Origin of the sequence: Cryobacterium sp. Y62 (genome assembly GCF_002929785.1) — a bacterium.
Classification (GTDB): Bacteria; Actinomycetota; Actinomycetes; order Actinomycetales; family Microbacteriaceae; genus Cryobacterium.
Genome location: NZ_PJJK01000114.1, coordinates 30,359 through 42,704, shown reverse-complemented (window position 1 = coordinate 42,704; position 12,346 = coordinate 30,359). Strand labels below are relative to the sequence as shown.

The following is a 12,346-nucleotide window of genomic DNA, read 5'->3' as shown; positions in this document are numbered from 1 at the left end:
AGTGCGCAAACGCACCGCATTCTAGAAACACAAAATGCGCTGGCCCTTCTGAGGCCAACGCCGGGGGCGTCTAAAGACATCACCTGATCCGCACACAAAGGAGTGAAAGATGAAGCGCAGAGGCTATAAGTCTTTGGCGGTTGCCGGTCTGGCAGCACTGGCCTTGACGGCCTGTGGAACGACCGGCAGCACGGGCGGCGGCGACAACGCCTCGGGGTCCATCGCCCCAGAGGACATGACGATGGTGACGGTCGTCAAGATCGCCGGTGTTGGTTGGTTTGACCGCATGGAGGTCGGCGTCGACAGCTACGCCGCCCGCACCGGAGTTGACGCCCGCCAGCAGGGCGCCGACGATGCCAGCCCGGAAAAGCAGATCCAGATCATTCAGGACCTTCTGCCGCAGTCCCCGACCGCCATCACGGTGGTCCCAAACTCCCCCGAAGCCTTGGAAAACATCCTTACTCAGGCCCGCGAGCAGGGGATCATTGTCGTCGCTCACGAAGCTGCCGGTATGAAAAACGTCGACGTTGATATTGAAGCGTTCGACAACAATTCCTACGGCAGGTTGATCATGGAAAACCTCGGCGACTGCATGGGCGGCACGGGCGAGTACGCAGCCTTCGTTGGAGGGCTCACTGCCAAGACGCACATGGACTGGGTCGGCGGCGCACAGGAATACGCCGATGAGAACTTCCCAGAAATCACTCGGGTCTCCGACCCGATCGAGTCCAAGGAAGATGAGAACACGGCCTACCAGCGGGCCAAGGAAGTTCTCGCCAAATACCCGAACATCAAGGGATTCCAAGGCTCAGCAGGAACTGACGTCGCAGGCATCGCCCGCGCCGTGCAGGAAGCGGGGCTGCAGGATGACGTCTGCGTAATGGGCACATCGATTCCCTCGGTCGCCAAGAAATACCTTGAAGACGGCTCCATCGACAAGGCCTTCTTCTGGGACCCGGCACTCGCCGGAGAAGCGATGCTCGCCGCCGCCCAGATTTTGGCCAATGGCGACACCATCAAAGAAGGTACCGACCTCGGCGTTGAAGGTTACAACTCGCTGATCCCGGTTGAAGGCATCGCCAATGCGTTCAACGGCAATGCATCGATCATCGTGGATAAGGACAACGTCGGCGACTTCGACTTCTAAGAACAGCAGCCACAGGGGATCCATCGCACCTGCAGCGATGGATCCCCTTCAGCGAAGGATCCCCTTCAGCGAAGGATCAGCATGAGCAACACAGACTCCACCGCACCCGATCGCTCAGTTCCCGTGCTCGAGGCACGCAACATCGTCAAGACCTATGGGGGCGTGACTGCCCTCAAAGGGGTATCACTCACGCTAACCTCAGGCCACGTTCATTGTTTGGCTGGCGAAAACGGATGCGGTAAGTCAACTCTGATCAAGATCATCAGCGGCGCTGAACGCCCGGATTCCGGTGAAATCCTGATCGACGGAGTTTCGCATCCATTCATGACTCCCAAGAAGGCCATCCAGCTGGGCATCCAGGTCATTTACCAGGACTTCTCGCTGTTTCCAAACCTCACAGTGGCAGAGAACATCGTGCTGACCTCCGCCGTCGCCCAAAAGCGTAAGACGTTTTCTCTGGCCCAGAGCCGCCCGCGCGCTCACGCTATCGTGCAGGAGCTGGGTCTTACTCTCAACCTCGATGCCTACGTGGAAACGCTCTCGGTGGCAGACCGCCAGCTCACAGCAATCTGTCGGGCGCTGATCAACGACGCCCGGGTCATCATCATGGACGAGCCAACGACGGCGTTGACTCACACCGAGGTCGACCGGTTGTTCGCACTGGTACGAAAACTTCAGGCCCGCGGAGTGGCCCTGATGTTTGTCAGTCACAAACTAGAAGAAGCCCTGTCGATCTCGCAGGACATCACAATCTTGCGCAGCGGCGATCGCGTCTCATCAGGCCCAGCGACAGACTTCGACCGCAGATCGATCTCTCGCCATATGACCGGTCGCGACATCGACGAGTCTCGGGTCATCAACCCACCCCAGTATGACGAACGGCCCGTGCTGGAAGTGCACGCTCTCACCCGCATGGGCGAATTCGAGAACATCACATTCGACCTGCACCGCGGTGAAATCCTGGGAATTACCGGGCTGCTCGGCTCGGGCCGTTCCGAGATCGCCGAATCGCTGTTCGGAGTGTTGCCGACCGAGTCCGGGCACACCACCGTCAACGGCAGCAAAGTGCACATCCGTAGCATCCGCGATGCCATCGACGCCGGAATCGGCTACGTGCCCGAGGACCGGCTCACACAGGGGCTTTTCCTGGACAAATCCATCGCCGACAACATGATCGCCAGCTCACTCGACAAATATCGTATGAAAAATCACCTGCTCGATAACAAACGAATCGCCCGGACCATCTCGGTTTTTTTCGACAAACTACACATCAAGGCTCCCAATGTGAGCGCCCCAGTGCGGAGTCTCTCTGGCGGAAACGCGCAGCGTGTCGTCCTGGCCAAATGGCTCGCCAATCAACCCCAAATTCTCATTCTCAACGGTCCGACAGTAGGCGTTGACGTTGGGTCAAAGGAAGAGATCCTCACCCTCCTGCGCGCCGAGGCCGCGCACGGAATGGGGCTCATCGTTATTTCCGACGACGTTCCCGAGCTCGTCTCTGTGTGTAATCGCATCATTGTCATTCAGCAAGGCCGGTTGACGTCGTCGTTCACCGGCGACGAAATTCAGGTCGATGCGATCCAAGAACGGATGTCCGCATGAAGACGACGACGAGATGGTCACCGGCCGCTCTCCGTGGGGCCAACAACGAAGGCATCCTTGGGCTCATCGTGTTGTTCCTGATCATCGGAATGACCGCCGTCAATCCCGATTTCTTCAGTTTTGGCACATTCTTCTCCATCATCCGTGCTTCTGTCGTTCCGATGATCTTCGCCCTCGGCGTTCTCATCGTGATCGTCTCGGGTGGAATCGACGTATCTTTCCCGGCCATCGCGATTTTCTCCGCGTACACCACGGTCGTGCTGATGCAGACCAGCGGGATGGATTTCGGTGTACTCGGCGTTCTCGGGGTCGCGCTCGTGCTGGGGGCCCTGCTTGGGCTCATCAACGGCGGACTCATCGCGCGTTTCAAGCTTCCGACCCTCATCGTGACGCTGGGAACGCAGGGAATCTTCAAGGGAGTACTGCTCGCCTACGTCGGCTCCCGCTATATCGCCGAACTGCCCGCCAGCATGGCCAACTTCTCAACCATGGATCTTGTCTCGATCGGTGACGGAAGCACGGTCGCCTCGCTGCACGTTCTCATCGTGCCCGTAGTGATTCTCTGCCTGCTGGTTCACATCATGCTTCGCCGCACGATGTTTGGTCGAGGCATTTACGCAATCGGCGGTGATACCGAAGCCGCGCGGCGGGCCGGTTTCTCCGTCGTGAGAATCCAGCTGGCCCTATACGCCCTGGTCGGTGCTCTGGCCGCCTTCGGCGGTGTGCTGCACGTTACGCTCACTCGCAGCGCCAACCCGCAAGATCTGCTCGGAACGGAACTCGACATCATCGCGGCCGTTGTGCTGGGCGGGGCATCCATTTTCGGCGGTCGCGGGTCGGTACTCGGCACCGTCCTGGGCGTGCTGCTGATTCAACTCATCAACAACAGCCTCATCCTGATGGGAATCCCCTCGGCTTGGCAACGCACCGCAGTGGGTCTTCTGCTCGTCATCGGTGTCGGTATTCAAGCGCTGGGCGCACGTCGAGCGTCCAAGAAAGTCATCGTGCCCCGGGAAACGGTCGTGCCGTCATGAGTGAGCAGAAATCAAACGAGACGCGTCAAATTGCGTTGCAGACAGCCCGGAGCACCAATCAACGAATAGACAACGTCGTCTCGTCTTCTCTGGCACGTTTTCATGTCTCTCACGGTGTTGGACGCATGATCTTGCTCACGCTACTCGCGTTCGTCATCTTCACCATCGCCGCGCCGCAGGTGTTTCTGAACCCGCTGAACCTGCAAAACATTGCAATCACGTCGCCCGAGATCGGTTTATTGGCGTTGGCGGTCATGGTAGCGCTGCTCACGGGCGGCATCGACCTGTCGGTCGTGGCCATCGCCAACCTCACGACGATCACCATCTCCACGCTCTATTCCACCATCGCCGCCACCGACGAGGGCCTCGCGGACTCCCTCGGCCCGGTCATCGTTTTGGTCGGGTTTGTGGTGGGGCTGTTCGGCGGATTCATCAACGGACTTCTGGTGAGCAAGGTCGGAATCACCCCGATCTTGGCGACCCTGGGAACAATGCAAATATTCAACGGCATTGCAATCGTCTGGACCGGCGGCGAAACGCTGTACGGCGCGCCGGCCATGCTCAACACTGTGGGAACGGGCGCCATCGCCGGCATTCCCCTGCTCTTCGTGGTCTTCATCGCCGTCGCCGTGATCATCGCCGTGATCATCAACAAGACCGCATTGGGATCGACGATTCTGTTGCAGGGCGCTAACCCGGTAGCCGCAAAATTTTCGGGAATTCGCACGACGCGCACCCTCATGAGCACCTACCTCATCAGCGGGGCGCTGGCCGCACTGGCGGGCATACTCATCATCAGCCGTAACCCCACGGCGAGCGCCGACTACGGGTCGTCCTACGTATTGCTCGTCATTGTCATCGCAATTCTCGGCGGTACCAACCCCACCGGCGGCTTCGGAACGGTGCTCGGCGTTGTTCTGGCGACACTGACCCTGCAGATCGTATCGAGCGGATTCAACATTGTGCGCCTCAGCTCTTACGAATACGCGATCGCGCAGGGCGTCATTCTGATCGGAGTTATGGTCATCGATCAGGTCACCCGCAACCGCCAGCGATCCGCGGTCCTCAAGCAGAGAAAATTAAAAGTGCAGCTACAGGCAAAGGACTCAAACCAATGAGAAAAATCATCAACAATCCCGACGACTTCGTCGATGAGTTCGTCGAGGGGATCTTGCTGGCGCACCCTACCCTGCTCAAAACGCCGGGTGACGATCGTCGTGTCCTGGTGCGTGCTGACGCCCCCGTTGCGGGCAAGGTCGGAATCGTCACCGGTGGCGGTTCCGGCCACCTCCCGCTGTTCAAGGGATACGTCGGCATGGGACTGTGCGACGGCGTCGCCATCGGAAATGTCTTCTCCTCACCGTCGTCAGAGCAGGTCTTGAAGGCAACCCAGGCGGTCGATGGTGGTGCCGGGGTGCTGTATCTCTTCGGGAATTACGGCGGCGATGTGTTGAACTTCGAACTCGCAGCAGATCTGGCCGAGATGGAGGACATCGAGACACTCTCGGTGCTCGGCACCGACGACGTCGCCAGCCAGCCGCATGAACGCAAGGCTGACCGTCGAGGTGTGGCAGGCATCCTCTTTGCGTATAAGTGCGCCGGCGCTGCTGCTGAACGCGGCGACGACCTGGCCGCTGTCGCTGCTGCCGCCCAAGACGCCATTGACCACACCGGAACCATGGGTATCGGTCTATCGCCGACGATCCTGCCGAGTGCCGGAAAGCCGACCTTTGAACTGGCCGACGGTGAGATGGAAGTGGGCATTGGCATTCACGGCGAGCCTGGAATCCATCGCGGTGCGTTGGAGAGCGCTGATCTCATTGCGGCCCGGTTGCTCACCCCCATTCTCGATGACCTCGACATCGCGTCGGGCGACCGCATTGCGGTGCTGGTCAACGGCATGGGCGCCACGCCGCTGGAAGAACTTTACGTTCTGTACCGGCGCATTTTCCAGCTGACCAGCGAGCGTGGCCTGACCATCGCCAAGTCGTATATCGGCGAGTATGCCACCAGCCTGGAAATGGCTGGCGCGTCCATTTCCGTGCTGAAGCTGAATGACGATCGGCTGGAGTTGCTCAATGCTCCCGCCCGCTCACCATTCTTTCGAGAGGCCTGATCCATGAACACCCCTGAACTCAAGACCGCCATCGCTGACGGGCTGGCCCGCCTCTCGACGCACGCGGATGAATTGCGAGATCTCGATGCTGCCCTGGGTGATGGCGATCTGGGAATTACGGTTTCATCCGGCTCTCAGGCTGTCATCGATGCCCTCGGCCAGCTAGACGACTCCGTGTCACCGTCTGAGGTGGCGAAAGCCTGCGCGAAGGCGTTCGCTAATGCCAACCCGTCTACCATGGCTGCCCTCGTGGCGGGCGGGCTGCTGGCTGGGTCCAAGGTGTGGTCCGGTAAGACCACGATCGACCTCACCGACTCGATTGACTTCGCCCAGGCGGCTGCAGACAGCATCAGCACCCGGGGCAAGTCCCAACGGGGTGACAAGACCATCCTGGATGCCCTCATGCCGGCGATCGACGCGCTCCGAACCGCACCGACGACCGACACCGCGCTCAGCGCGGCTATTGCAGCCGCTGAAAAGGGTGTCGAAGACACTAAGGGCGTGCAATCGAGGCGCGGCCGGGCTGCCTGGCTCCAGGAGCGCAGCATCGGCCTGGCAGACCCCGGCGCGACAGCCTTTCTCAGGTTCTTGCAGGAATGGAAAACGCGCTAAGCCAGAAGCGGATGCACGATGCCATCGTTGATCAGAGCCAGCTCGCCCACGTAGAGATAGCAGCCCGGAGCCCGCAGATCTTTGACGATGTCCCAGTGCAATGCTGATTCGTTCGTTCCACCGCATTGCGGGTAGGCGCGTCCGAGTGCGATGTGTACGGTACCGAGAATCTTTTCGTCGATGAACAGATCGCCGGTCAGAATCTGCAGTGCCGCGTTGGTACCGATCCCCAACTCGCCGACACGGTTGGCACCCGCGTCGGTTGCCAACAGTCGGCGCGCCAGGCCTTCACCCTGAGTGGCGACGATGTCGGTAACCCGGCCATCGGTAAAGGTCAGTCGCAGGTTGCAGATCTCTGCGCCGGCGAACCAGAATGTGCCCGCAAACGTGATGTGACCATTGACACCGTCATCGAGTGGGGCGGTGGCCACTTCGCCGTCGGGAAGGTTGGCCTCCCCCGCAAACACGATCCACTTTCGCCCGCCGACTCGAAGGCGCAGATCCGTATCCGGAGTCAAGATGCGCACTTTGTCGGTCTGGTCCAAAACGTCGACGACACCTTCCCACCGTTCCCGCTGGGCATGCCAGTCGTCAATGCACCCCGCAAAGAATTGTGTCATCAGCTCGTCATAGCTGCATCCGATGAGCGTGGCCCACTCGGGTGTCGGCACCCGAACGATGGCCCAGCGGGTGTTCTGCCAGCGCAGCTCCGAGACGTGTCCCTTGCTTTTACGCTGCAGGGCCAGGCGCTCCTCGTCGACCGGCACCGGGTCGGGAGCGGCCATGACTCGAAAGGACACGTGAACGTCGGCCCACTCCATCGACGCGACCTCGAGCGCAGCGGGTGCGGCGAGGGTTTCCATCGACGCGTGAGCAACCGCAGCGCGATCAAACCGCTCGTCGGTTAGGAGCACCTGGGGCAGGCCGCCGCGGCGATAGACCTCCCGCACGAAGGCGTCAACGGCCGGAGTGCCCTGCGGGTCGGTCAAAAAGATGCTAACTTTCGAGCCTTCACCGACCCCAGTGCCGGTCGCGATTTGCGCGGCCAATGCATCCCATTGCAAATTCATACCGTCTCCTTTGTGGCGCGGGCGTTGATGAGTTCTTTGGTTGTGGCGTACAGGCGGTGGAAGTCGTCGTGGTCGGCGCGCAACTGCGCCTGATTGGCAACATTCGCCACTACCGTGCGCCCGGTGTGACACCACGACGCGATCTCAGCCCGACTGGTGAGATGACCCGTGCCGAACGCTGCCAGAGCGGCATCGCCGAATGCAGCGCCTTCGGTGTCGACGACGATCTGCGAGCTGTCCGTCAGGTCGCTCACGGTCTGCAGGAACAAGGGATTCTTAGTTCCACCGCCGACCGCATAAATGCGTGTTGGTGGCTTGCCGGCCAGAACAAATGCATTCAGCGCGTCGGCAATCGAGTGACCGATCCCTTCCATCATGGCCCGAGCGATATCGGCTCGAGTGTGATTCAGGGTGAGACCCGCGATGATTCCGCGCGCGTTCGCATCATGGATGGGGGTTCGTTCGCCGCTGAAATACGGCAGAAACAGCAGCCCCCGGGCACCCGGTTCAGAATCGTTGGCCAGTTGGAGCAGCGCAGAGAACATGCGCTGCGGTGACTCCCCGCCCGGCTGCAGTTCGAGCACGTCGCCCAGCCAGTGGGTGAGCGTTCCGGCGGTTGCCGTGCCGGCAGCCAGCACATAACTGCCCGGAAAAACGAAGGGCGCCGACCAGAGCACGTCGCTCGTGATCGGCTCGTCGAGCACTTCGATCATGTAGGTCGACGAGCCGTACATGAGCATCAGGTCTCCGGCGTGCACGACGGAGGATCCCACCGCTTCAGCCGGGGCATCTGTTGTGCCGACGATCACGGGTGTACCGGCAGGAATACCCGTTTGAGCCGCGGCCGCATCGGTGACATGGCCCGCGATATCGGTTGCCCAGGCCAGACGCGGCAACTGCTCAACGCTGATGAAGTCTTCACAGCCGGTGACGTTCCACGCCTGCTTGGCCAAATCGTAGAGCGGATGGAAATAGGCGGCCGTTCCATGATCGATAACGATTTCTCCGGTCAGTCGAGCAACGAGAAATGTCTGACTGGTCACGAAGTATGCGGCGCTATCGTACACGGCCGGCTCGTTTTCTTTTATCCAGAGTATTTTGGGGCCGGCCGACTGACTGGTGAGGGAATTGCCCGCTCGGGCGAGAATGGCGGGCGAACCGAGTCGCTCGGTGAGCGTCTCAATCTGAGCGCTTGCCCGGGTGTCAACGCCGTAGAGAATCGCCGGTCGCAACGGGTTCAAGTTCGCATCAATCGGCAGGACACAGGGCCCAATGGCGCTGACGCCCACCGCTCGAATGGCGCAGTCGACGCGGCCAGCCACGGCGGGGTCGGTGATAAGCGCTTGAGCAATTTCAGTCAGCGCCTGCCACCACACCGTTTCAGCATCGTGCTCGGCATGGCCAGCAACCGGTGTAGCCAGGGTATGCGGGCGCCGCGCTTGCGCCACGACGACGCCGGCACAATCAACCAATACACCCTTAGTCTCAAAGGTGCCGATATCGATGCCCAGAAAGAGTCCGTTTGCGGCCGCCGACATTTACAATCCTTGGCGCAGTGCGTGTACTTCGGTCATGAGCTTGGTCACTCGCGCGGTATCGACGGCATTCTCAAAGACCCCGTCAACCTTGAAGTAGGTTCCCACGATGGCAGCGTCGGCGATGGACAGTTGCTCGGCCACGTTGTTGGCGTTGACGCCCGTGTTGACAACGACGGGCGTGGAGCCCGCGTTGTCCTTCACCGTGCGCAGCACACTCGTGTCGGTCGCCGCGCCGGCGATGAGCCCGGACACGCAAAGACCGTCGGGACGGCAGTTGAACACGGTGGACTTGGCAACCGAGGCAATCGACCGGTCGGCGAGGTATCGCGCCGCCTCCGGAACGATGTTGAACAGAAGGCGCACGTTCTCGCCGCCCACAGCCACGCGGTGACGAGCAGTAGCGCCTACGTCGGTGTTCCACAGGCCAAAGTCGGATGCATAGACTCCCGTGAAAATCTCGCGCACGAATGACGCGCCAGTGGCGACCGCCAGATCGATCGAGGCGTTGGCATCCCAGAGCACATTCACCCCGAACGGCACGGTGATGTGTTCGCGAAGTTGCCCGATAATGCGCGCCATGGTTGTGATCGTGATGGGTTCCACCTTGGTGAGATACGGAAGGCTGAACTCGTTGGAGATGAGGATTCCGTCGACCCCACCGGCCTGCAGGGCCTCGATCTCTCGCAACGCCAGTTCCATGACGCGATCTACGCCGCCAACCTGGTCAAAACCAGGATCGCCGGGCAGCGCCTGCAGGTGGCACATGCCGATAACAGGCTTCTTTACAGGGAATAGCTCATCTAGCCAAGTCACAATGACAACAGACCTTTCAGTCAGGGATCGAGATAAATCGAACAAGTATTGGTTGAATGATACACTGAAAATGTTCGAATAACCATGATTCCGCGTGTTCAGGAAGGCCGATCGTGAAAAACAAGCGCCACCAACGCATTCTGCAAATTCTCGAAGCCTCGGAGCGGGTGGAAGTGTCGGAATTGGCGCGTTTGCTCGAAGTCTCTGAGATGACAACCCGTCGCGACCTCCTGGAGCTTGAATCCACCGGCTCGTTGCGACGGGTGCATGGTGGCGCCGTGCGCGCACTGGGGCGAGCGTTCGAACCGACCTACCGTTCTCGGTCACTACAGTCGACGGAAACGAAAACGGCTATCGCGGCGGCGGCCGCACTCTATGTGAACGATGGGGATGCAATTGCACTCGACGTTGGCTCTACGGTGTTGCCCATGGTGGATGAGCTCGTCGGCCGCAGCAATCTGACGATCGTGACCTCGAATCTGCGCGTCGCCTGGGCCGTGGCCACACATCACGCACTCGACCGCTCTATCCGTCTCATCATCTCTGGGGGCGTCGTTCGCGCAGACGAGCTCAACATGACGGGAAATTCTGCCGTGGCGAACTACCGCACCATGCGCGTTGACAAAGCTTTCATCGGTCTGGGCGGGCTGACCGCTGACGCCGGTGCAACGGATTACAACCTGGAAGATGCTGAACTCAAACGCGTTCTGATCGATTCGGCACGCATGGTGATCGCCCTGGCCGATTCGTCGAAGCTGGGGAACGAAACCTTTGCGCTGGTCGCTGATCTCAACCAAATTGATGTGCTCATTACAGATGACAACGCCGACCCAGACATTCTTTCCCAACTGCGCACAGCGGGGCTCGAAGTAGTCGTGGTCAAAGCCGCGCCGTAAGCTCGGCGACCACCAGCTCACTATGTTCCCGCGCCTCATCCACGTCGGCGGCACCTCACACGCCGAGCGCAATGCCGACAAGGTGCTGCGTTGCTATGGGCAGGCCCCGGTGCCCGTCACCCCTCCACCTCTTCGTACCCTACTTCCACACGCTTGGACTCAAGCAGGTTCAGCACGGGCGTGTGCATGACTTCAAGCGCTCCATACTTTGCATCCGCGCCAATGAAGTAGAACCGAGTCGTCGAGGTCTCTCCCGGAGCCAATTCCACCGCCAGCTGACTCACCGGATACCCTGCTTCACTCGCCGGATGTTACGGCATGGTCTCGCTCCCGCGCGTCACTTCCAGATTCTGTGAGTCAGGCGGTCCATAGGCCAGAATGATCGTCTTGATGTTGACCTGCACCACTCCGAACGCGCCCGGCCCGGTAACCGCTCCGCCTCAGCGACACGTCCGCGTCGAGCGGAGCCGTGTTCATCAGCGCCAGGTCGACCGCGTAGTACGGTCGCCCGTCGTTGCGACAGGCCACCTCGCCCAGGTCGATGCGCGTATCGAGATGAGTGTTCATCTTCGCGCCGGTAGCATCATTGAAATACACCCCAATTCTTTCAGCGGATGCGTCACTCACCGGCAAATCGCCGGTCAGCATCGTGCCCGCGAACAGCCTCTGATCCTTATCGTGGGCGTTCCACAACAGAATACGACGCTCAAAGTCACCGGCCCCAGAATCTCGCTTGAAGAATCGGCTTAGACCACCGGTCGTAACCGTAAACCCTGCATCCCCCCGTCCACGGCCAGCGCCGTCCCGGTCGTCGAACCGGCTGATGGGGATGCCAGAAACGCGATGGCTGCTGCCACTTCCTCGGGCTTCACCAGCCGACCATGGGGTTGACGTGCTTCCAGGGCAGCGCGTTCCGCGGCTGGGTCTGTTGCTGTCTGTAATAGGCGCTCAACCCAAGGCGTGTCCGCGGTACCGGGATTGACGCAGTTGACCCGAATGCCCTCGTGGAGATGGTCGGCTGCCATGCTCAGGGTCAACGCCACCACCGCACCCTTAGATGCTGAGTAAAGCGCGCGATTCTGCAGACCGGCTGTTGCTGCCACCGAAGCCGTATTGACGATGGCGGCTGATGGCGACTTGCGCAGGTAAGGCAAGGCAGCGCGAGTGACACGCACAATCCCGAGAACATTAATGTCCAGCACCCGGTGCCACTCTTCCTCAGAATTATCCGCGATGGTCCCCTGCGCGCCGATCCCAGCGTTGTTGACGACGATGTCCAGTCGACCGAAACGCGTGATGACGGCAGCGACAGCGCGCCGAACAGACTCGTCGTCAGACACATCCGCTTCGACCACTACGTGCGGCACGTCCGCCGTGACGGGCATCAGATCCAGCACCACAACCTGGGCGCCCATCGCTGCCATGCGATTTGCTGTGGCCGCGCCAATTCCCGAAGCACCGCCCGTAACGAGCACTACCAAACCATCCAATTCCGATTTCATCGATTTCTCCAGTCCA

The 12,346-nt window shown here is 60.4% G+C and carries 12 protein-coding genes; 7 read left to right on the top strand and 5 right to left on the bottom strand.

Annotation, left to right across the window (positions count from 1 at the left end; all coding sequences use genetic code 11):
• Nucleotides 1-109: 109 nt before the first annotated feature.
• The 6 genes from CXY71_RS13750 to CXY71_RS13725 all read left to right on the top strand — a co-directional run bounded on the left by CXY71_RS13750 (nucleotide 110) and on the right by CXY71_RS13725 (nucleotide 6,511).
• Nucleotides 110-1,147 (top strand): autoinducer 2 ABC transporter substrate-binding protein, encoded by a 1,038-nt coding sequence (locus CXY71_RS13750; protein ID WP_104136360.1) that lies wholly within the window; start codon nucleotides 110-112, stop codon nucleotides 1,145-1,147.
• An 81-nt stretch (nucleotides 1,148-1,228) separates the two neighbouring features.
• Nucleotides 1,229-2,749: a sugar ABC transporter ATP-binding protein gene (locus CXY71_RS13745; protein WP_104136358.1), complete on the top strand. Its 1,521-nt coding sequence runs from the start codon at nucleotides 1,229-1,231 to the stop codon at nucleotides 2,747-2,749.
• Nucleotides 2,746-3,783 (top strand): ABC transporter permease, encoded by a 1,038-nt coding sequence (locus CXY71_RS13740; protein ID WP_104136357.1) that lies wholly within the window; start codon nucleotides 2,746-2,748, stop codon nucleotides 3,781-3,783. Before CXY71_RS13745 ends, CXY71_RS13740 begins: the two co-directional genes overlap by 4 nt.
• A 125-nt stretch (nucleotides 3,784-3,908) precedes the next feature.
• A complete protein-coding gene (locus CXY71_RS13735) occupies nucleotides 3,909-4,901 on the top strand; it encodes an ABC transporter permease (RefSeq protein ID WP_104136356.1) in 993 nt (330 codons plus the stop codon).
• Nucleotides 4,898-5,899 (top strand): dihydroxyacetone kinase subunit DhaK, encoded by a 1,002-nt coding sequence (locus tag CXY71_RS13730; protein ID WP_104136355.1) that lies wholly within the window; start codon nucleotides 4,898-4,900, stop codon nucleotides 5,897-5,899. Before CXY71_RS13735 ends, CXY71_RS13730 begins: the two co-directional genes overlap by 4 nt.
• A gap of 3 nt (nucleotides 5,900-5,902) precedes the next feature.
• Nucleotides 5,903-6,511 carry a DAK2 domain-containing protein gene (locus tag CXY71_RS13725; RefSeq protein ID WP_104136354.1) on the top strand — a complete coding sequence of 203 codons (609 nt, stop codon included), beginning with the start codon at nucleotides 5,903-5,905 and terminating at the stop codon, nucleotides 6,509-6,511.
• Here CXY71_RS13725 and CXY71_RS13720 read toward each other — a convergent pair.
• From CXY71_RS13720 to CXY71_RS13710, 3 genes are read right to left on the bottom strand one after another with little or no spacing between them, the layout of a single operon-like run.
• Nucleotides 6,508-7,581: an aminopeptidase gene (locus CXY71_RS13720; protein ID WP_104136353.1), complete on the bottom strand. Its 1,074-nt coding sequence runs from the start codon at nucleotides 7,579-7,581 to the stop codon at nucleotides 6,508-6,510. The genes CXY71_RS13725 and CXY71_RS13720 overlap by 4 nt on opposite strands.
• Nucleotides 7,578-9,119, bottom strand: a complete 1,542-nt coding sequence (locus tag CXY71_RS13715; protein WP_104136352.1) for an FGGY-family carbohydrate kinase — start codon at nucleotides 9,117-9,119, stop codon at nucleotides 7,578-7,580. Before CXY71_RS13715 ends, CXY71_RS13720 begins: the two co-directional genes overlap by 4 nt.
• The gene (locus CXY71_RS13710; protein ID WP_146072828.1) at nucleotides 9,120-9,932 is read right to left on the bottom strand and encodes a BtpA/SgcQ family protein; all 813 of its coding nucleotides are present in this window, start codon (nucleotides 9,930-9,932) and stop codon (nucleotides 9,120-9,122) included.
• Between the two features lie 113 nt (nucleotides 9,933-10,045).
• Between CXY71_RS13710 and CXY71_RS13705 the strand changes: the two genes are divergently transcribed.
• Nucleotides 10,046-10,828: a DeoR/GlpR family DNA-binding transcription regulator gene (locus CXY71_RS13705; RefSeq protein ID WP_104136351.1), complete on the top strand. Its 783-nt coding sequence runs from the start codon at nucleotides 10,046-10,048 to the stop codon at nucleotides 10,826-10,828.
• Between the two features lie 357 nt (nucleotides 10,829-11,185).
• Here the strand turns inward: CXY71_RS13705 and CXY71_RS13700 are convergent, their stop codons facing one another.
• Both CXY71_RS13700 and CXY71_RS13695 read right to left on the bottom strand, forming a co-directional pair.
• On the bottom strand, nucleotides 11,186-11,476 hold the full coding sequence (locus CXY71_RS13700) for a hypothetical protein (protein ID WP_104136349.1): 291 nt from the start codon (nucleotides 11,474-11,476) through the stop codon (nucleotides 11,186-11,188).
• 98 nt (nucleotides 11,477-11,574) lie between these two features.
• Nucleotides 11,575-12,330 carry an SDR family NAD(P)-dependent oxidoreductase gene (locus CXY71_RS13695; protein WP_104136346.1) on the bottom strand — a complete coding sequence of 252 codons (756 nt, stop codon included), beginning with the start codon at nucleotides 12,328-12,330 and terminating at the stop codon, nucleotides 11,575-11,577.
• Nucleotides 12,331-12,346: the final 16 nt, after the last annotated feature.